Below are 19,518 nucleotides of genomic sequence, written 5' to 3'. Positions count from 1 at the left end.
GGTCGAAGCGCATCATGGGAGACGGCAAGCCCGCGACCATCTACGACGTCGCTGCACGCGCCGGTGTCTCGAAGTCCCTCGTCTCCCTCGTGCTGCAGCGCTCCCCCCGGGTCAGCGACCAGCGCCGGGCCGCCGTGCTGAAGGCCATCCAGGAGCTCGACTACCGCCCCTCCACCGCGGCCGTCTCGCTCGCCGGCACGCGCAGCCGCACGATCGGCGTGGTGCTCGACGACTTCCGCAACCAGTGGTTCGTGGACCTGCTCACCGGCCTGCGCGAGAGCCTGCAGGACCAGGGACACCGGCTCGTGGTCGCCGACCGGTTCCTCAACACGGGGCTCGATGCCTCTCCGGTCGAGGGGTTCCTCTCGATGCGCGTCGAGGGCATCGTGATCGCCGGCGAGCCCACCACCGACCTCGCGATCCCCGCCTCGATGCCGCTCGTGATCGCCGGCGGCCGCGTCGCGATCCCCCGTGCCGACACCGTGGCGAACGACGACCACGCCGGTGGCGGCATCGCGGCGCGGCACCTGCTCGACCTCGGCCACACCCGCCTCGGATTCGTCGGTGCGAGCTCGGCGGCCTCAGCCGAGCGCCAGGCCGGGTTCGCGCAGGCCGCGGCGGCACACGCGTCCGTCGTCACGACGGTGCTGCCGGGCGAACCCACCGAAGAGGCCGGTTCCCGCGCCCTCGGCATGCTCCTCGACGAGCACCCGGACGTCACCGCCGTCTTCGCGGCGAACGACGTGATGGCCCTCGGTGCCCTGTCCAAGCTCGCCGAACGCGGGTTGCGCGTCCCCGAGGACGTCTCCGTCATCGGTTACGACGACACCCCGGTGGCCGCGATGCGGTACGTCGGCCTGACGAGCATCGACGACCGCAGTGTCGAGATCGGCCGCGGCGCCGGCGAGCGCCTGCTGGCCCGCATCGCCGATCCGCGGATCGCCGCCACGGAACTCCTCGTCGAACCCCGCCTGGTCGCGCGCCGCACCACCGCCGCGCGCTGACGCGGCACCCCGGACCCCGGCCTGGAGGCCCGACCCGCCTCCGCCCCGCCCGCCCGGTGCGCGGGAACGGCCGGGTCCACGGCCCCCACCCGGCCGTTCCGGCTCAGGGAGCGTCCGGCAACCGGGCGTGCTGGACGACCCAGCTGTGCATCACGATCGCCGCGGCGGCCGAGGCGTTGATGCTCCGCGTCGACCCGAACTGCGTGATCTCCAGGTGTGCGTCGGCACCGGCGACCGCCTGCTCGGTCAGCCCGGGGCCCTCCTGCCCGAACAGGAACACGCAGCGCTCCGGGATCGTCGCGGTCTCGATGCGCTCGGCGCCGGGAGTGTTGTCGATGGCGACGACGGGACGCTGCTCCTCGGCCATCGCGGCGAGGAACGCCTCGACGTCGGGGTGGTAGCGGACGTGCTGGTACCGGTCGGTGACCATCGCCCCGCGCTTGTTCCACCGGCGTCGCCCGATGATGTGCACGGTGCCGGCCAGGAACGCGTTGGCGCTCCGTACGATCGAGCCGATGTTCAGGTCGTGCTGCCAGTTCTCGATCGCCACGTCGAACGCGTGCCGGCGGGTGTCGAGCTCGGCGACGATCGCGTCCATCGACCAGTAGCGGTAGCGGTCGAGCACGTTCCGGGAGTCCCCCGCGGTCAGCAGCTCCGGGTCGAGCCTCGGGTCGTCGGGCCAGGGTTCCGGGTGCGGTCCCACCCCGTTGGTCGTCAGCTCGTGCGACGGTTCGGGCGCAGTGGTCACCCGACCAGCGTACGGCCGGGCGCGGCGAACCAGGTTCCGGTCACAGCACCGCGGACCTGCGCGGTTCCGTGTCCGGAACCAGGTTCCGGTCACAGCACCGCCGGTTCAGGCGCCGGGGGCTCAGGCGGTACGGGTCCCGCGGTCGATGCGCGTCTCGATGCCGGCGATCAGGATGTCGAGGCCGAGTGCGAACCGGTCGTCGTAGGAGTGCTCGCCGAGGATCTCGCCCACCAGCCGGTGCCGCTCGGGGCGTCCGGCCTCGGAGTCCCCGCGTCCGACCTGCACCCCGGCGTGCCCGACCACGAAGTCGTAGACGATGAAGAAGGTGTACATCGCCTCGGCCGGCGGGAGTCCGGCGTCCTGCAGGGCACCGACGACCTTCGCCACGACGGCGTCGGACTCGGTCGAGGCGAGCGGGGCGCGCTGGCTGTGCGACTCGAGCACGAGCGGGTGGGTGCGCATCAGGTCGCGGAACGTCGTGGCGAAGGTGCGGACGACGGCGTGCCACTCGTCCGGCCAGACGAAGGTGGCGGTGAACTCGTCGACGGTGCGGCGGACGAGTTCGGCGTGCAGGTCGTCCAGGCCGCCGATGGTCCGGTGCACGGTCATCGGGGCGACCCCGAGCCGCACGCCGAGGGCCCGGAAGGACAGGCGGTCCAGGCCGTCCTCGTTCGCGATGGTCGTGGCGGCGTCGACCACCTGCTCGCGGGACAGCACGTTCGGGCGGCCTCGGCGTCGGCGCGGGGTCACCTCGAGCTCCGTCTCCGACACCGGGGTGGGTCGGGGCGCGGCGGACGGGGTTCCGGGTTCGACGAGCACGAGGGGGCCTCCTTGATTCGGTACGTGTCCCGAAAAGCGTAGGGCAAAAGCCGAGCGCAGTTCGGTGTCTCGACCATCTCGGGTCTGCCAGCAGCGCGCAAGAGCCGCTCCGGGCCTCCCGGCCCTTTCTGAGCGGACCGTCAGTGGGGCCGCGACGACCGCCTCGCCGCGGCCCCACGGCTCAGCGCTGGCTCGATCCGCGGGTGCGACGCCTGCGCGCGACGAGGAGGCCGCCCAGGGCCAGGAGCAGCACCGCCGTCACCACCACCGGTCCGAGTCCGTCAGCTCCGGTGAACGCCAGTCCGCCGTCTGCCGGATCGCGGGATCCTTCGCCCGTACCCGCCGACGCCTCCGCGTCGTCGTGGGTGCCGGGTGTTCCCGAAGACCCGGTGCTCCCGGCGTTCCCGGGATGTCCGGGCGTGCCGGGCGCTTCCGGACCACCGGGCGTCACCGGCGGTCCGGTCGGTGTCTCCGCTGCGGGCAGGAGCCCCGCGTCGACGGTGCGGTCCTGTTCGATGTGCTCGAGCTGGCCCTCGTCGGAACGGATCGCGGCGAGTTCGACGGCGCCGGCCGCGCCGGAGGCGTCGGCGTCGGAGTCGATCGCGCGGTCGTCGCCGACGAGCTCCTTCGTGAACTCCCGACCGACCGGAGCCGTCCAGTGCACGGTGTAGCTGCCGGGGCGCAGGTCGTCGAAGGTGTACTCGCCGTCGCCGTTCGTGGTGGTGGTCCGGCGCACGGCGTCGCCGCGGTCGTCCGAGCCGGTGAGGCGGACCGAGACGTGCGCGATGCCGGCTTCGTCGTCGTCCTGCAGACCGTCGCCGTTCTCGTCGGACCACACGAAGTCCCCGATCGAACCGGAGACGACGGTGACCGTCGCCGGGTTGGACTGGACCGGGAGAGCGAGGTTCGAGGCGCGGAGGCCGAACCGGTTCGTGTACGTGTCACCGTCGCGCTGGCCCGCCGTCGCGACCACGACCCGGTGCGTGACGGTCTCGCCCACTGCCACGGGGGCGGTCCGCAGGATGCGCGCAGCCGTGACGTCCGCGAGCCCGGCCGGGCATCCCTCGGCGCCGAACGCCGACGCCGAGCACCAGGTGGTGGCGCCACCGCCCTGGTTCGACGGGTCAGCGGCGTCGAGCACGACGTCGCGCGGGTCGCGGTTCGTGTAGCGGACGCGCTCACCGGCGGCGGCGGCGACCGCGATGGGCTCGGCGAGTCCGACCGTGCCGTGGAAGGTGGAGTTGCGGGTGTCGCCCCGGTACGGAAGGACGTCGATGACGTCCAGGCCGTCGATCGGGGTTGTGTCGATGTTCGTGTACCCGAGGTCCCACTCCAGCTGGTCCCCCGAGACGACGACCGGTTCGACGGCGGTCTTCTCGATGCCGACCCCGCCGGTGGCGACGACCTGGACGGCGCGCTGGGCGTTGCGGAAGGCCTGCGGCGACCTGTCCGTCGGCGAGGCGATGTCCGTCACGTTGGTGATCGCGCCCGCCGGGGCGAGCTTCGAGACCGCGGCGGTGTACGTGATCGGATCGATCGCCTCGTTCGGACGGACCACTGTCGTCCAGGTGAGACGCTGGACGTCGTTGCCGTCGTCGTCCTTCGTGGTGTCGATCTCCGGCACCTCGGATGCACTGCCAGCGACGTAGGTCACGTGGTTCGGCAGCACGTCGCGCACCGTCACGGAGGCTTCCTTCCCCGTGGTGTTGCCGTTCGTGAGTGACGGGTACAGGGCGTAGTCGATGGTGTCGCCCGCGACGGTGAAGGTGGTCGCGTCGGGGGTGTCGTCCGCGTCGTGGCCGGGGTCGACGATCTTCTTCTGGATCCGGGCGAGGTTCTCGGTGAGGATGACGCTGTCGGACAGGGGACCGGCACCGAGGTCCGCGTCGGACCAGATGTCGTGCGCCCAGCGTTCTGAGCGGTCGCCGAACCACGCGTGACCGAAGTCGTGGGCCCGTGTGCCGTCGGCGGCGTCCTGGGTGGTGAGGTAGCTGTAGAGCGTGCCGTCACTGCCACCGGGGACGTCACCGGTCGCGCGGACCGCTCCGACGGCATCGATGCCACCGGGGACGTCTTCCGGCCGGTCGTACCAGGGGCCGTCCTCGTCGTCACAGGTCGCCTTCTGCCCCGCGGACGGTGAGGTCATGTCGTACGCGGCGTACTGCACCTTCGCGCTGCGCATGCCGCTGGTCCACGCCGCGACCCTGCCGTCGCCGACGCGGGTGACGTGCTGCGTGTCGCGGTCGAAGGTGTCGCAGAGGACGGCGCCGTCGAACGACGTCAGCCCCTTGTTGGAGGCGCTGACGTCGCTCCGGAGCAGCGTGCCCGGGGTGGCCCACGGGTCGCCGTCGCGAGCAGAGCCCCGCTCGACGGCGCGACCGTCGCCGATGACCCGGAAGAGCCGCTTCTGCGCGGAGCCGTCTGCGTACTCGAGGACGTTGCGCTCGGCGGAGTTGTCACCCGTGGGTTCCGTGCCGCCGGGGAAGTTCGGCGCTCCGCTGACGGACGTGGTCTGCAGCGGCGTGAACGTGTTGACCGACTCCACCGAGGTCCCGGTCGGAGGGTTGGGCATCCAGAGGCTGATGTAGCCGCTCACGAAGTAGGGCTTGGCGCCGCCGGCGATCGGCCCGTTCGTGAGGCTCCTCGAGGGGACGTGGTCGGGGTCGGTGACCGTCCCGGTGATCGTGACGTCCACGCCCTGACCGGGGGCCGCCTGTTCGCACGAGAACTCCCCGGAGTCCGTGACCGCTTGCTCGCCGCCGCCGCTGCCGCCGGGCAGGCCTCCCATCCGCCAGTCGCCCATGTCGTTGGGGCCGCAGACGGGGTTGCCACCGTTCCACAGGACCGCATCGGAGGGCACGGCACCGAGGATCTGGGAGAGGTCGTCCGTGAACGTCATCGGGCCGGTGCTCTTCTCGAACCCGAGGAGGCCCTGTCCGGGCACGAGCGGCTGCCAGTCCACGGCGATCGGGTAGATCAGCTGCAGCCCCTTCGTCGTTCCGTCCGGACCGGTGACGTCGGTCCGGAGCGACGACGCGTGGACGTTCTTGCTCAGGTTGTAGCGCGCGGCTGCGGAGACCGTGACGGCCTCGGCGACCGCGGTGGCGGTTCCGTTCTCGGCCTCGTCCGCCGTCGCGGTCACCGGGACGGCGATCGTGTCGCCGTTCTCCAGGTCGGCGGAGACGTCGAGGACGATCGGCACGGAGACCGTCCGGCCTTCTCGGAGCGTGCCGATGTTGCAGGTCAGCACGGCGCCCGAGACCGCCGAGCCGGGGCCGACGCAGATGGTCGGGACCCCTGCCCACGACGTGCCGGCGGGGGCGGTCACGCTGAAGCGTTCGTTCGTGCTGGTGCCGTCGTTCGAGTTGAGGGAGACGCGGTACGTGATCGCGTCCATCGTGCGGACGATGCCGTTCTCCTCGCTTGCGTCACCACCAGCGCCGTCCGTCGGGGTGAAGGGGCCGTTGCCGTCCTTCGTGACGTCGATCGCGACGTCGACCGTGCTCTGCGTCGCGGCGGATGCGGTGCCACCGGGTCCTTCCGGCTCGCTCGCCACCGCCGGGGCGGTCGGCAGGGCAAGGCCGAGGACGACGCCAGCGGTGGCCAGCGTCGACACGGCGACGCGCGCTCTACTTCGGGATCGCATGGGTCTCCTTGTTCTCGCGAGGCTGATGTCCCGCAGATCGTCGGAGCGAGGACCGCCCCGACGAGCAGCGTACGCACGCATCGCATTCCACATCGATCATTCATGTTCTGCATATCGCGGATCGTGTTCGCCGAGCACGGAGACGGCGGGCTCGACCCCCTGCGCAGTAGGGTGAGGGCCATGGCGACCCGAGACGACGTCGAGTGCTGGCTGACCGACATGGACGGCGTGCTCGTCCACGAGAACCAGGCACTCCCGGGCGCCCCGGAGCTCATCCAGCAGTGGCTCGACGACGGCACCGAGTTCCTCGTGCTGACGAACAACTCGATCTTCACGCCGCGCGACCTCAGCGCCCGGCTCCGGGGCTCGGGCCTGCACGTGCCCGAGGAGCGGATCTGGACGAGTGCGCTCGCGACGGCCGACTTCTGCAAGTCGCAGATGCCCGGCGGCTCGGCGTTCGTCATCGGCGAGGCCGGCATGACGACCGCCCTGCACGAGGCCGGGTTCATCATGACCGAGACCGCTCCCGACTACGTCGTCGTCGGTGAGACCCGCAACTACTCGTTCGAGGCGATCACCAAGGCCGTCCGGCTCATCCGCGCCGGCGCCCGGTTCATCGTGACGAACCCCGACGCCACCGGCCCGAGCGCCGAGGGGGTCCTGCCGGCGACCGGCGCCATCGCGGCGATGATCGAGAAGGCCACCGGCAAGCAGCCCTACGTCGTGGGCAAGCCGAACCCGATGATGTTCCGCTCCGCGATGAACCGGATCGGGGCGCACTCCGAGAACACCGGCATGATCGGCGACCGCATGGACACCGACGTGCAGGCCGGCATCGAGGCGGGGCTGCACACCGTGCTCGTGATGACGGGCATCAGCGACCAGGCGGAGATCGACCGGTACCCGTTCCGCCCGAGCGAGGTCATCTCCGGCGTGCACGAGCTCGTGCGCACCGAGCCGTTCGAAGTCGAGCTCTAGCCGGTCGCAGCCGGTCCGTGGGACGCCCCACGGGCCTCCAGGGCGAAGGCCGCCATCGGCGGCACCGTCCGCCACCGCTTCGCGAGCCGACGGGGCCGGTCGTCGTACCAGGCGATGATCCCGCCGGCCACGATGCCGAACGCGAGCACGCCGAACGAGAACAGCCCGATCAGACCGAGCAGGGTCAGCTTCCCGAAGTCGCCCGTGTCCGCGGTCGCCGAGAACCCGATCGACCCGAAGTCCCAGAAGGCGTGCAGCAGCACCGGAGCGAGCAGCGACCCGGTCAGCCGACGCGCGACGTACAGCGTCGACCCGAACGACGCGGCGAACACGACCTGGACCAGCGTCGGCCCGATGCCGGCGCCGGCGAGCGCGTTGAGCAGGTGCAGCAGTCCGAACAGCGCGCACGACAGGGCCCACACCCCCGTCTCCGGCAGGCGCCGCCGCAGCCCCACGAGCAGGGTGCCGCGGGACATCAGCTCCTCGAAGACCCCGACGAACAGCACCCCGACGGCGAGCAGCAGGAAGTAGTGCGCGGGCAGTGCCGTCCAGTCGATCAGGGGCAACCGGACGACGCACACCACCAGCACGAGGATCGGCGCGAGCATCGTCCACCGCAGCCGTGTCCGGACCGGGTCGATCGTGGCGATCCGCCACCAGCCGAGCGCCGTGACGAACAGGGCGAGTGCCGCGACGGCGATGCCCTCGGGGATCACGAGGGCGTGCACGACGCTGTCGACCGTCTGCCCGAGGGTCGCGTAGTCGTCGCTCGGCCGTGACCGCCAGGCGCTGATCGCCGCGAAGACCACGATCGGCGCGAGCCCGAGCAGCAGCGACGGCGGCACCGGCCAGCGACGGCGGGGGGCTCGGACGGGCGCGGCGGTGGTCATCTGCTGGTTGTACCAGGCGGGACGTACGATTGGCGGTATGCGCCTGCCCTCCCTGTCCACCATGGCAGAGGACTACGTCAAGCTCATCTGGAAGGCCAGCGAGCGCGGCGGACCCGGCTTGGCGACGCGGGACATCGCGGCGTCCCTGAAGGTGTCGGCGTCGACGGTGTCGGGCAACCTCAAGAAGCTCGACCGCGACGGCCTGATCGAGCACACCCCGTACTACGGCGTCGTGCTCACCCCGCTCGGGCAGCAGGTCGCGGTGGCGATGGTCCGGCGGCACCGGCTGATCGAGACGTTCCTGGTGGAGCGGCTCGGCTACTCGTGGGACGAGGTCCACACCGAGGCCGAGGCCCTGGAGCACGCCGTGTCGGAGCAGTTCCTCGACCGGGTCGACGCCGACCTCGGCCACCCGACGCACGACCCCCACGGCGACCCGATCCCCGGCGCGGACGGCATCGTGCCGGACTCCCCCGGCACCCTCCTCGGCGCGATCGAGCCGGGAGCCTGCGGCACCGTCGACCGTGTCTCGGACGACGACCCCTCGCTGCTGCGGTACTTCGACGAGCTCGGGGTGGGGCTGGGCACGCACCTTCGGGTCGAGCGGGTGCGGGACTACGCCGGCGTCATCGCGGTGTCGCGGCGGTCGACCGACGGCTCGGAGTCCCTCGTCGACCTGCCTGCCGCGGCGGCGTCGTCCATCTGGCTCGCGCCCGACGGCGACTGACCGCGCTGCGCGCGTGGCGGCGGACGGCACGCACGCGTTGGCCGGCCGGTCGAGACACCCCGCTCACATCCGCCGAGCGGTCAAGAACTGTCGTCTGGGAGCCTCGCAGGCGACGGTTCGTGACCACTCGGCGCCCAGCGCACGGGGGGTCGTGACCGCACCGCGGGCCGCGAACGCGCGTGGCGTCGGACGGGAGGCCCGGCGCACCGCCGCCACGCGCCTCCCGTCCGGCGCCCTCACCGGTCACGACACCCCGCTCACCTCTGCCGACCGGTCACGCTCCGTCGCCCGGAAGCCCCGCAGCCGACGGTTCGCGCCCACTCGGCACCCGGCGCACGGGGTTCGTAACCGCGCGACGCGGCCGCCCCACGACCGCGACGGTGACGCTTCGCGACCACCCGGCGCTCCCGGCCAGGCGCGCCCGCCGGCCCTAGCCCTTGACGGAGCGCGTCCGGCCGAGGGCGACCTCGCGCCGGGCCCGTTCGAGGGCGAGTGCGGATGCGGCGTCCGGGTCGTGCAGCAGTCGTTCGGTCTCGCGCACGTGCTCCCGGACGACGTCGGTCCCCCGGTCGGCGGCCGTGACGAGGAGGGGTCCGACGGCGTCCTCGCCGAGTCCCACCAGGGCACGCGACAGGCTGAGCCGACGCTCGCGGTCGCCGATGCCGAGCTGCACCGCGAGGATCCGCGCGAGCGACGCCCGCTCGTCGTCCGGCACCAGTGCGACGGCCGTCCGCCAGGCCGCGCGGAGCACCTCGTCGTCGTGGTCCTCGAGCAGTGGGCGCACCGCGGGCCACGCGTGCGGGTCACCGATCTTCGACAGGGTGTGGAGCGCCTGGCTGCGGGCCTGCGGCTCGGGGCGCTCGAGCTCGGGCAGCACGCGGGCCACGACATCCTCGGCGGGGTGCCGGGTGAGTGCCCACGTCAGCATGTCGCGGACGAAGAAGTCCGGCTCGACGGCGCACTGCGCGACGAGCACCTCGAGGTCCGCGGGGTCCGGGGTGGTCCCCGCGGCCATCACGGCCTGCAGCCGGGCGGAGGATCGCGGGTCGGCGAGCGCATCGGTGAGCGTGGTCATCCCTCCATCGAACACCTGACGCCGCGCGCGCCCTTGCCATGCGCGTGCATGTTCCGACACACCACCCGTCGATCACGGGGTGGATCGTCGCAAGAAGGGTGCGGGCGCGCCTACGCCCCCGGCGCCAGCGACCCGGTCAGCGGCTGCCCCGACGACCGCGTCACGAAGCACGAGATGAACCGGTCACCCTGGTCCCACGTCGCCTGGTCCGGCGCGTAGGAACCCTGCACCTGCACGTCGCCCACGGCGGCGGCGGCCGAGGCGTTCAGCGCCGCGTCGGACTGGCACTGGTCGGCGGCCCGGGTCGCAAGGGCCTCGGTACCCGGGTAGGTGTCACCCTCGACCGCGAGTCGTGCGGTCAGCTGCCCGATGTGCGGCGTCGCGCAGTCCACCACCGTGAAGGTCTGCGACCACGCGTTCGTGAACGGCGACAGGCACTCCCCGCCGGCCAGGTCGGTCCACGGGTGCTCGCCGGGCAACGCCGGCGTCGTGGCGAACTGCAGGGTTGCGGCCGGTGCTGCGGGGTCACTCGGCTGCGAGGCAGACGCCGACGGCGCAGCGCTCGGTGTCGCCGGCGCCGACGAGGCAGCCACCGGCGACTTCGTCGGCACGGCCTGGTCGGCGATGTTGTTGCCGAGGATCCACTTCGACAGCAGGAACACCAGCACGATGAGCACGAGGATCAGCGCGATCGACCCGTAGATCAGCAGCTGCTTGCCGCGCTTGCCCTCGTTCCGCAGCCGCGCGAAACCCTCGTTGATGAAGTTGTCGCGTTCGCCGGACCGCCGGTCCGGACCGCCGGCAGGCCGTCCGGCAGCAGCGGACGCGGGGGCAGCAGCTGGAGCGGCAGCAGCCGCGGGCACGGCCGCCGCCGCCGCCGCCGGCATCATCCGCGTCCCGGTGTCCTCGGGGTCGTAGCCGGTGCCGCCGAGCTGCCCGACCGCCTCGGTGCCGAACAGGTCCTTGATGGCGCTCGTGTCGCTGGTCTCGCGGCCGTCCCACTCGGACTGGTCCAGGTCGTCCGGCGCCGCGGCGGGCAGGGACTCCGGCTGCGGACCGGTGTCGTTCCCACGCAACCCCAGAACGGCGTCGAGGTCCTGCCCCACCGACGGCGGCAGGTGCGCCGGGTACTCCTGTGCTCCGGTGGGTTCGACGAGCGGCGGTACGGCGGTCGGCGGCACGGTCGCGTCGGGCTCGGACCACCAGGGCGTCCCGGCAGCCGGCATCGCGGTGGTCGGGGCATCGGCCTGGAGGCCCTCGGTCGCGTCCGGCACGTCGTCCCCGGCGGGCTGACGGGGTGCGTCCACGGCCTCGGTCGCCTCCGACGGAGCACCAGCGGCAGCACCAGCGGCCGCGGCAGTACCAGCGGCAGCGGCAGCGGCAGCCGCATCGGGGACGGCAGCCGGAGCAGCCGTGTCCGACAGGGGCGCGGCCGGGACCGCCAGGGGCACCGCCGGCGGCACGGGGACCGCCGGTGGCACCGGGTAGGTCCGCGGCGCCTGCGGCAGCCCGGAGGCCGGGGTGTCGACCTCGCCGGCGACGACCTCGTCCTCGTCGTCCAGCTCGTCGGCGAGCGACCAGGACCCGGCGGAGAGCGCGGTGGTGTCGAACGAGTCAGTGGTCAGCGTCGCCGGGACCTCGCCGGGCTCGTCGTCACCGATCGCCCAGTCGAACGGCCGGTCGTGCGCGCCGGTCTGCGTGGGGACCGGCCCGGTGCTGGTGATGCGCAGCAGGTCGGTGAAGGTCGGCGGTTCCTCGGTCGGGGGCAGCACGTTCTCGACGCCGAGGGGCTGCGGTGCAGCGGGAGCCACGGGCTCCGGGTGGTTCCCGGTCGCGCGGCCGAGCCAGTCGACGTCGGCGCGACCCTCGCCGAACGGGTCGACGCGGCGACGCTCGTCCTCGATGGCCTTCGACGCGGCGGCACGTTCGTCCCGGTGCGTCTGTGCCGTCGGCAGCACGATCGACGACGGGTGCGGCGCGGTGGAGTCCGGCGGGGTGTCGGCGGCGGCGGGGATCCGGTCGTGCAGTGTGGAGCGTTCGTGCTCGACGACGGCGTCGGGGTTCTCGGAGGGTGCGAGCAGCTCGGGCGGCATCGAGATGGCCTGGGTCGCGCCGTCGTCGAGCGCCGGAGCAGCAGGCTCAGGCGCGGCAGGAGCAGCAGGAGCAGGAGTCTCAGCAGCCTCCGCCTCGCCATCGGCCACGAACGGCTCCGGCAGCGGCGCGCCCGTCTCGCGGGCGGTGCGCTCGGCCTCGCGGCGCTCCCGTCGCGACGGCCAGTCCTCCTCGCCGCGCGGAGCACCGAAGATGTCCGCAGCGCTGCGGAGACCGTGGAACGGAGCGTCCGAGCCGGACGCGCGCCGAGCCTCCAGGCCGTCGTCCCCGTCTGCCGGGCCGACGGTGCCGTCGGGTTCGCGCGCGTCGTCCGGACGCTCCTCGGTCACGCGGTCAGCCCCAGATCAGCCAACCCGATGGCCGCGAAGTACGGGTAGCCGGCCGCCTCGATCGTCTCCTTGGCACCGGTGTCCCGGTCGACGACGACCGCGACGGCGGCGACGATCGCGCCCTCGCGCTCGAGCGCCTCGGCCGCCTTGAGCGGCGAGCCGCCGGTGGTGGAGGTGTCCTCGAGCACGACGACGCGCTTGCCCTTGAGGTCCGGTCCCTCGACCTGCTTACCGCGGCCGTGGTCCTTCGGCTCCTTGCGGACGACGAAGGCGTCGTAGGTCAGCCCCTGGGCGGCGGCCTGGTGCAGGACGGCGCTGGCGATGGGGTCGGCGCCCATGGTGAGGCCCCCGACGGCGGAGACGTCCGGCACCTGCTGCACGAGCTCGGTCATGACCTGGCCGATCAGCGGCGCGACGCGGTGGTCCAGGCTGACCTTCCGCAGGTCGATGTAGTACGTCGCCTTCTTCCCGCTGGTCAGGGTGAAGTCGCCGTGGAACACCGCTTCGGAGGAGATGTACTGGATCAACTGTTCGCGCGCGTCGGTCACAGCCCACAAGGGTAGTCGGTCGGGCCCGCAACGCGCTCCCCCAGCCTGTGGGCCGCGGGGTGCCGGCACCGAGGCGGCCTCGGTACGCTCCGGGGCATGTCCCGAGCACCGCGTCGCCCCGCCGTGGAGCCGGCTCCGTCCGGCGGCCGCCGGCCCGGCGAGGTGGCCGTCACGATCGGACGGGAGGCCCTGGGCGGCCTGGTCGCGCTGGCCCTGGCCGTCATCGCCCTGCGCCACGTCATCGCGACGGAGCGGGTCGCGTTGCTCTGGTACGACGGCGACTCGGTGTTGCTGCCGCTCGTCCAGCGCTCCCTGCAGGCCGGCCAGCCGTTCGAGTGGGCCATGTCGCCCGCGCTGTTCTTCTTCCCCGAGCTGCCCGTGTACCTGTCCTGCTCGCTGGTGACCGCCACACCGCAGCAGGCCCTGGCACTGAACGGGGTGCTCGTGCTCCTCGCCGTCTACGCCCTGGTGCGGGCGGCAGCGAACGAGCTGATGCCGTCCGCCGGGCGCCCCGCCCGGATCGCGGTGTCGGCCGGGGCGCTCGGTCTGGTCACGCTGCTCGTGCTCACCGAGTCGTCGGCGACGGCCACCTCGCTCGAGCTGGCATCCCTGCTGCTCACGACGACCTACTACTACGGCGCCGTGCTGGCGATGCTCGGCACCGCGGTGCTCGTGCTGCGGGCGGTGCGCCTCGGCCGGGCGTCGGTGCCCCTGCTCGTGGTGCTCGGACTCGTCGCGGCGTGCACGACCGCGTCGAACCCGCTGTACGTACCCTGGTCCGCCGCTCCCGTCGTCGTCACCCTCGGGCTCCTGGTGCTGGCGCGCCGGGTGCCGTGGCGTCCGGCCGCGCTGCTCGCCGGTGCCGTCACGGTCGGATCGGTCGTCGGGTACCTGGTGCGGATCCCGCTGCGGCCGTTCGTCTCCCTCGACCCGGCGACGTACGTGCAGCCGTCCCGGGCCGGGGAGACCCTGCGGTTCTTCGCGGCGCTGACCGACGACCGGGCGGGCACGGCTCCGGGCGACCTCGGGCTCCTGCTGCTGTTCGCCGGGGTGCTCGTCACCGTCGGGGGCACGGTCTGGGCCTGGCGGGTCCGCACCGCACGCACCGTGCTGGTCGCGACACTGCTGCCCCTGGTGACCGTCGTCGCTGTGTCCGTCGGGGTCGTCGTCGCCGGGTCCGAGACCCCGCGCTACCTGCAGCCGATCGTGACCGCACCGCTGCTCGCGCTCGTCGCCGTGGCCGAGCTCACCCGCACCGCGGTCCGCCGCACCCGCGTGCACCGCCCGCACCGCGGGGTCCGGGCGGGGGTGGCGGTCGCGATGGCCGCCGTGCTCGCGACCGGGATCGCCGTGGCCCCCGGGACCGCCCACGCCGTGGCGACCGCGCGGTACCCGGCGGCGGCGTGCCTGGACCGCTGGGCCGACGGCCGCCAGGTCACCGGCGTCGGGCAGTTCTGGACGGTCCGGCCCCTCGCCACCTACGCGTCGACGAACGTCGGGCTGCTGCAGGTCCGGGACACCTTCGAGACCTACCCCTGGCTCGTCGACCTCGGGGCCTACCGCGACGCCGACCCGAGCTTCGTGGTGGTCGGGTCGCACGACCTCTGGACCACCGCGGTCGAGGACTCCCTCGGGCCGCCGGCGACGATCACCCACTGCACCGGGTTCGACGTCTACGACTACGCCGGCACCGCCGGGCAGGCGATCCTGCGGCGCGACGTCGTCGGGAGCGCCGCCGTCATCCGACGCGACCGCGGCTTCTGATCCACTGCTGAAGTTGTCCACAGCGGCGCGTTGCCGTCCGATGCTCGCTGTACGGATGTATAGGCTCGTCCTCGATGTCTCGCCCCACCAGCCCCCGCGCCCACCGTGTCCCCGTGCGCCTGCGCCTCGCCGTCACCGGCCTGGCGCTCGCGGGCCTCGTCGGCACGGTCATCGCCGATGCTCCGGCTGCCCAGGCGGTGACCTACCCCACGTGGGACGAAGTGGAGTCCGCCCGTGGCAAGGAATCCGCGAAGCAGGGGCAGATCACCGAGATCAAGGGCATCATCAGCGACCTGAACGCCAAGGTCGCGGCGGCCGAGGCCAAGGCCAAGAAGCTCGGGCAGGTCTTCTTCGACGCCCAGGCCGACGCACAGGAAGCCGCTGAGAAGGAACAGCAGCTCCGCGCCGACGCCGAGGAACACGCGAAGGTCGCCGAGCAGAGCGCCGCGCAGGCCGGTCAGTTCGCCGCGCAGATGTCCCGCTCCGGCGGTGCGGACGTCACCACCTCCGTCCTCACGCAGGGCGCCGATGCCCGCGATCTCCTCTACGACCTCGGTGCCCTGAGCAAGCTCTCCGAGCAGGCCGAACGAGTGCAGGCCGCCGCGAGCATCGACGCGGGTGTCGCCCGCTCGCTCGAAGCCCAGGCCGACCGTGCCGCAGAAGAGCTCAAGGGTCTGGCAGCCAAGGCCGAGGCACGCATGCAGGAAGCCCAGGCGGCGTCCGACACCGTGCAGGCCGCCTACGACGAGCAGCAGTCCAACAAGGCCCGACTCGACGCCCAGCTGGCGACCCTGACCTCCGGCCGCGTCCGGACGGAGGCCGAGTTCGCGCAGGGCGAGAAGGTGCGGAAGGCCGCCGAGGCCAAGGCCGCGCGCGAAGCCCTGGCCCGGGCAGCGGCTGCCGCTCGTGCCGACTCCGCGAACTCCGGCGGCGGCGCTCCCGCCGGCGGGTCGACCGGCAGCAGTGGTTCGGGCGGCGGCGGCGCCGTCGGGTCCGGTTCCGGTACCGGCTGGGTCCGGCCCGCGAGCGGGTACGTCATCAGCCCGTACGGCTACCGCGTGCACCCGATCCACGGCACCGTCATCAAGCACGACGGCGTCGACCTGGCCAGCGGCTGCTCCACCCCGATCGTCGCCGCCTCCGCCGGCACCGTCGACTACGTCGGCTGGTACGGCGGGTACGGCAACTACGTCCGGATCAGCCACGGCAACGGCGTGCAGACCGCCTACGGGCACATCGTCAACGGTGGCTTCCGGGTCGCCCAGGGCCAGCGAGTCGCGGCGGGGCAGCTCATCGCACTCGTCGGGTCGACCGGCCAGTCCACCGGGTGCCACAGCCACATCGAGGTGCACCTCAACGGCGCCACCACCGACCCGGTGCCCTTCATGGGTGCACGCGGGGTCGCCTTCTAGCCAGCTCGTTCACTAGACCGCCGTCCACTCCCAGTGGGCGGCGGTTTGGTGTTCCCCACAGTCGTACGCCCGTCATTTCATACTGCACCGCTGAAATGCTACGTTGCTCCCATCGGCCAGTTCGGATGGTGGGGGGACGATGGGGATCGAGTTCGACGACGCAGCGGCGTCGCGGTTGGTCGACTGCGCGGCCGAGGCGGCACTCTCACTGCGTGCCAGCGCCGGGCCGCGGCGGAACAACGCCGAGGCCGCACTGCACGACTTCGACGGTGCGTACGCGCGGCTGTTCGAGACAGCTCGGGTGACGGAGTCGACCGACCGCATCCGGCTCGTGACGGCGCTCGAAGCGATGGCCGACCAGCTGCGGATCGCCCAGCGGCAGGCGGACGAGGAACGGCAGCGCCTGGCCGACCTCGCTGCGTGGCGGCAGCGCGAAGCTGATCGTGACCTGGTGCGCGCCGGTGGCGGGCTCCCGTCGCAACCCGTGCTCGACTGGAGCAGCTCGGTGTTCGACCCTGAACCATCGGGCACGCCGCAGCGACCTTCTCCGGTGTCCGCGGTGTTCAGCGCGTGCTCGCGGCAGCGCACCGGTGGCCGGTCCGGAGGACGGAGCGGGGCAGATCCCGCTCGGCTGCGGAAGTTCGCTGCCGTGGCCCGGGTGCAGGACTCCTCGACGGAGCAAGACCTCGTGCGGGTTCGCAACGCGTGGACCGTGTTCCGCAATCGTTGCAGCTGGGTCCCGGTCGACGGGGCGTCGTTGCCAGGTGGCTTCGCCGACTACCTTGCCGAGAACGCCGACGACGCGTCGTGGATCGATCGGATCGCGGGCGCGTTCAGCGCCGCGGGCGGCGGTTCCCTCGCGAACGCTGCGCTCGACGTCGCCGGTACCTCCAAACTGCTACCCGGGCTGCAGCGGCTGCTCGATCCGTCCCTGACCACGGCTGAGGTCGCAGCGGCCTGGGCCGCGCTCGGCTTCACCGACGCCGACATCCGGGCGTTGCCCCTGACCACGCAGCTGCAGTTCGCAGGACTTGACGGCGTCCCGGCAGCGCAGCGCGACATCGCGTCCAGGGCCGTCCTCTCGGCCGCGGTACGAGACCCAGAGCGGCTGTACCGGCTGATGGGGCTGCCGTACACCTACGGTGCGGTCAGTCTCGACGAGTTCCGGAAGCAGGTCTTCGGCCTCCGCGACGGGCTCAAGCGTGCCGATCGCTTGGCGGCAGATGTCCGAGCCCCTTCGAGCGCCGTCGCACAGCTCGTCGGGTTCGGCGTCTCGAGCGGGTCTCTCGTCGCCGCCGTCGCGCTCGGCGATCTGGACACGGCGTCCAACGTGACGGTCAACGTGCCCGGCGCGATGACCCCCCTCGACAGCATGGATGAGAAGGTCCGCGCCGCCAACGGTCTTCTGGGCACCGCGTGGAAGCATCGACGAGCAGAGTCGTTCGCGGTCGTGTCGTGGATCGGCTACCGCGCCCCGGGTGTCATCGAGGTCCCGGGTCAGGACCGCGCGCACGCGGGTGGGGCGAACCTCGCCTCGTTCCTCGACGGCATCCACGACAGCCGGGGCAGCGCGCCGCAGTCCCTGACCGTCCTCGGGCACTCCTACGGGTCCACCACGGCGGCCGAAGCGCTCGCGCAGACTCGGTACCGGGTCGACGCGCTCGTCACGTACGGCTCCGTCGGGTTCACCGACACCACGACTCCCGAGCACCTCAACGTGGACCATGTGTACGCGACCGAGGGTTCCGCTGACCACACAGCGATCCTCGGCCGGATCGGACGCACCGATCCACGCGACCTTCCGGACGTCGACACGTTCGGCGCTGACGAGTCCCCTGGCGGCAGCGCGGTCACCGGGCACGACATGTTCCCGGACAGCGGCGTCGGCTACCTGTCCCGAGCTGCCACCGCACAACAGACCATCGCGAAGATCATCGCGACGGGGAAGCCATGATGAAGACCATGCGACCGATGCTCCGTGCCATCACGACCGCTGCCCTGACGCTCGGGCTGCTGTCGGGGTGCGCGGGAGGAGGAACCCAGATGCCCACCGATGCAGCAGGCGTCACCCAGCACGACGTCGCCGAAATGTCCCTGCACCAAGAGTTCGACGCCTACCGCGACCACTACGAGCACATGCAGCGGCTCCTGAAAGCCGCGCAACTCCAGGTCCACGACGGCGAATGGGAGTGGGGTGGCGGCGACCGTGTTCCATTGATCGGCGGTGACGGCGTCGCAGCTCTGCCCGGGTCCGACACGAAGAACAGCTACGACATGAGCACCACCCGGCTCTGGTCCCCGCCCGGCACCCTTGACCAGGAACGCGACCTGCAGCCGATGATCGACTGGTTCACCGACCAGGGCTGGACCATCGAACGCCGCACCATCACCGGCGACCAGGAGGTCTGGGCCACCACCGGCGACGGCTGGCAGATCCAGTACGCCGCGCAGGAGAACGGCGACAACCCCATCACCGTCTACAGCGAACTCTTCTGGACCAACGACGCCAGCGCCCTCTCGGAAGCAGTCGGAGGACGGAACGATGCGGCCTACCCCGATCATTCGCTCCCGGGCGTCTTCCCGCCGTTCCCCGCATGGGACGACCCCATCGTCAGCCCACCCAAGATCTGACCCGACCCGACCCGAACCGGCAGAGGGAGACCGAGCCCCATCAGCTCGGAACACTCCCGACGTCGTCCACGTCGATGTTCCACAGCGCCCGGTACCAGGCGGTGCGCTCCAGGTCGTCCGGCAGCCCGTACGCCCGGTGGAACAGCGGCTCCCACCCGGGTCCGTAGTTCCAGCCGAGGGCCATCGTCGCCACCGCGATGTCGGCCCAGCGGTCCGCGACGCCCATCGCGTCCAGGTCGACGTGCCCGCTCCACCGCCGGTCCGCACCGATCAACGTGTTCGGCGTGCACGGGTCACCGTGACAGACGACGATGCGGTCGGCCGGCGGCTCCGGACCGAGCGCGCTCGGTCCGCGGCCGGCGACGGCGACGGCTGCACGCGCGCGATCGAGCCGGTCCGCGGTCGCCCACGTGAACGGGCAGTCGTCGACGGGCAACGTGTCGTGCAGCGCGCGCAGGCCCTCGCCCACCGCGACCACAGCGGTCCGGGGTTCGTCGTGCCAGCGCGGGTCGACAGCGCTCCACCCGGGCACGGCACGGGTGTGCAGCCAGACGCCGCCGTCGTCGGTGCCGCGGCCGAGCACCTCCGGCACCCGGGCGTACCGGGATGCCCAGGTCAGCCGTTCCGCCTCACCGCTGATCCACGTCGCGTACGCGTGCGGCAGCACCTTCACGAACTCCTCGGCGTGCGCGTCCGGTCCGACACGGAACGTCGTCCCACCGATCTGGTTGCGCCAGACGAGCGCGACCTCACGCCCTCGCGCGACGTCGGTGACGACGCGCGGCACCGGGACCGTCTCGCCCGGCCGGGGCAGTCCACCGATCGAGCGCACCAC

Annotated in this window: 15 protein-coding genes; 7 read left to right on the top strand and 8 right to left on the bottom strand. The window is 72.3% G+C overall.

The genetic code is table 11. From position 1 onward, the window contains the following. The first annotated feature begins 14 nt into the window (after positions 1–14). A complete protein-coding gene (locus DEJ27_RS01810; RefSeq protein ID WP_111090192.1) occupies positions 15–1,004 on the top strand; it encodes a LacI family DNA-binding transcriptional regulator in 990 nt (329 codons plus the stop codon). A gap of 103 nt (positions 1,005–1,107) precedes the next feature. On the opposite strand, the gene DEJ27_RS01805 is transcribed toward DEJ27_RS01810, so the two are convergent. From DEJ27_RS01805 to DEJ27_RS01795, 3 genes are all read right to left on the bottom strand, one after another. After that, positions 1,108–1,752: a TrmH family RNA methyltransferase gene (locus tag DEJ27_RS01805; protein ID WP_111090191.1), complete on the bottom strand. Its 645-nt coding sequence runs from the start codon at positions 1,750–1,752 to the stop codon at positions 1,108–1,110. Between the two features lie 120 nt (positions 1,753–1,872). After that, on the bottom strand, positions 1,873–2,571 hold the full coding sequence (locus tag DEJ27_RS01800) for a TetR/AcrR family transcriptional regulator (RefSeq protein WP_110858780.1): 699 nt from the start codon (positions 2,569–2,571) through the stop codon (positions 1,873–1,875). Between the two features lie 181 nt (positions 2,572–2,752). Continuing rightward, positions 2,753–6,217, bottom strand: coding sequence for an SdrD B-like domain-containing protein (locus DEJ27_RS01795; protein ID WP_146244630.1), 3,465 nt, complete (start codon positions 6,215–6,217; stop codon positions 2,753–2,755). A gap of 180 nt (positions 6,218–6,397) precedes the next feature. On the opposite strand from DEJ27_RS01795, the gene DEJ27_RS01790 reads away from it, so the two are divergent. Continuing rightward, a complete protein-coding gene (locus DEJ27_RS01790; RefSeq protein ID WP_027464991.1) occupies positions 6,398–7,195 on the top strand; it encodes an HAD-IIA family hydrolase in 798 nt (265 codons plus the stop codon). Here the strand turns inward: DEJ27_RS01790 and DEJ27_RS01785 are convergent. Beyond that, positions 7,192–8,085, bottom strand: coding sequence for a CPBP family intramembrane glutamic endopeptidase (locus DEJ27_RS01785; RefSeq protein ID WP_181430058.1), 894 nt, complete (start codon positions 8,083–8,085; stop codon positions 7,192–7,194). The genes DEJ27_RS01790 and DEJ27_RS01785 overlap by 4 nt on opposite strands. 37 nt (positions 8,086–8,122) lie before the next feature. Between DEJ27_RS01785 and DEJ27_RS01780 the strand changes: the two genes are divergently transcribed. Further along, entirely contained in the window at positions 8,123–8,812 is a 690-nt protein-coding gene (locus DEJ27_RS01780; RefSeq protein ID WP_111090188.1) for a metal-dependent transcriptional regulator, read from the top strand. A 430-nt stretch (positions 8,813–9,242) separates the two neighbouring features. Here the strand turns inward: DEJ27_RS01780 and DEJ27_RS01775 are convergent, their stop codons facing one another. From DEJ27_RS01775 to pyrE, 3 genes are all read right to left on the bottom strand, one after another. Further along, positions 9,243–9,887: a HEAT repeat domain-containing protein gene (locus tag DEJ27_RS01775; RefSeq protein ID WP_111090187.1), complete on the bottom strand. Its 645-nt coding sequence runs from the start codon at positions 9,885–9,887 to the stop codon at positions 9,243–9,245. A gap of 110 nt (positions 9,888–9,997) precedes the next feature. Then, positions 9,998–12,328 (bottom strand): septum formation family protein, encoded by a 2,331-nt coding sequence (locus tag DEJ27_RS01765; RefSeq protein ID WP_111090186.1) that lies wholly within the window; start codon positions 12,326–12,328, stop codon positions 9,998–10,000. Next, entirely contained in the window at positions 12,325–12,876 is a 552-nt protein-coding gene (gene pyrE / locus DEJ27_RS01760; protein WP_027464850.1) for an orotate phosphoribosyltransferase, read from the bottom strand. The genes DEJ27_RS01765 and pyrE overlap by 4 nt, the downstream gene beginning before the upstream one ends. Positions 12,877–12,972: 96 nt before the next feature. On the opposite strand from pyrE, the gene DEJ27_RS01755 reads away from it, so the two are divergent. The 4 genes from DEJ27_RS01755 to DEJ27_RS01740 all read left to right on the top strand — a co-directional run bounded on the left by DEJ27_RS01755 (position 12,973) and on the right by DEJ27_RS01740 (position 18,683). After that, entirely contained in the window at positions 12,973–14,640 is a 1,668-nt protein-coding gene (locus DEJ27_RS01755; RefSeq protein ID WP_146244629.1) for a hypothetical protein, read from the top strand. Between the two features lie 74 nt (positions 14,641–14,714). After that, positions 14,715–16,052: a peptidoglycan DD-metalloendopeptidase family protein gene (locus tag DEJ27_RS01750; protein ID WP_110858773.1), complete on the top strand. Its 1,338-nt coding sequence runs from the start codon at positions 14,715–14,717 to the stop codon at positions 16,050–16,052. A gap of 139 nt (positions 16,053–16,191) precedes the next feature. After that, positions 16,192–18,006 carry an alpha/beta hydrolase gene (locus DEJ27_RS01745; RefSeq protein WP_111090184.1) on the top strand — a complete coding sequence of 605 codons (1,815 nt, stop codon included), beginning with the start codon at positions 16,192–16,194 and terminating at the stop codon, positions 18,004–18,006. 89 nt (positions 18,007–18,095) lie between these two features. Beyond that, positions 18,096–18,683: a hypothetical protein gene (locus tag DEJ27_RS01740; protein WP_146244628.1), complete on the top strand. Its 588-nt coding sequence runs from the start codon at positions 18,096–18,098 to the stop codon at positions 18,681–18,683. A 40-nt stretch (positions 18,684–18,723) separates the two neighbouring features. Here the strand turns inward: DEJ27_RS01740 and DEJ27_RS01735 are convergent, their stop codons facing one another. Continuing rightward, entirely contained in the window at positions 18,724–19,518 is a 795-nt protein-coding gene (locus DEJ27_RS01735; protein ID WP_220035364.1) for an aminoglycoside 3'-phosphotransferase, read from the bottom strand.

The sequence above is a fragment of the Curtobacterium sp. MCPF17_018 genome (genome assembly GCF_003234135.1).
Classification (GTDB): domain Bacteria; phylum Actinomycetota; class Actinomycetes; order Actinomycetales; family Microbacteriaceae; genus Curtobacterium; species Curtobacterium flaccumfaciens.
The sequence above is the reverse complement of the archived record's forward strand: the minus strand, read 5'-3'. Positions and strand labels throughout refer to the sequence as shown.

Bases quoted from the DNA above. Each gene is read 5' to 3' on its own strand.
- DEJ27_RS01745 (WP_111090184.1), top strand. From the start codon at position 16,192: ATGGGGATCGAGTTCGACGACGCAGCGGCGTCGCGGTTGGTCGACTGC.
- DEJ27_RS01780 (WP_111090188.1), top strand. From the start codon at position 8,123: ATGCGCCTGCCCTCCCTGTCCACCATGGCAGAGGACTACGTCAAGCTC.
- DEJ27_RS01755 (WP_146244629.1), top strand. From the start codon at position 12,973: ATGTCCCGAGCACCGCGTCGCCCCGCCGTGGAGCCGGCTCCGTCCGGC.
- DEJ27_RS01810 (WP_111090192.1), top strand. From the start codon at position 15: ATGGGAGACGGCAAGCCCGCGACCATCTACGACGTCGCTGCACGCGCC.
- DEJ27_RS01740 (WP_146244628.1), top strand. From the start codon at position 18,096: ATGCCCACCGATGCAGCAGGCGTCACCCAGCACGACGTCGCCGAAATG.
- DEJ27_RS01795 (WP_146244630.1), bottom strand. From the start codon at position 6,217: ATGCGATCCCGAAGTAGAGCGCGCGTCGCCGTGTCGACGCTGGCCACC.
- DEJ27_RS01775 (WP_111090187.1), bottom strand. From the start codon at position 9,887: ATGACCACGCTCACCGATGCGCTCGCCGACCCGCGATCCTCCGCCCGG.
- DEJ27_RS01750 (WP_110858773.1), top strand. From the start codon at position 14,715: ATGTCTCGCCCCACCAGCCCCCGCGCCCACCGTGTCCCCGTGCGCCTG.
- DEJ27_RS01785 (WP_181430058.1), bottom strand. From the start codon at position 8,085: ATGACCACCGCCGCGCCCGTCCGAGCCCCCCGCCGTCGCTGGCCGGTG.
- DEJ27_RS01790 (WP_027464991.1), top strand. From the start codon at position 6,398: ATGGCGACCCGAGACGACGTCGAGTGCTGGCTGACCGACATGGACGGC.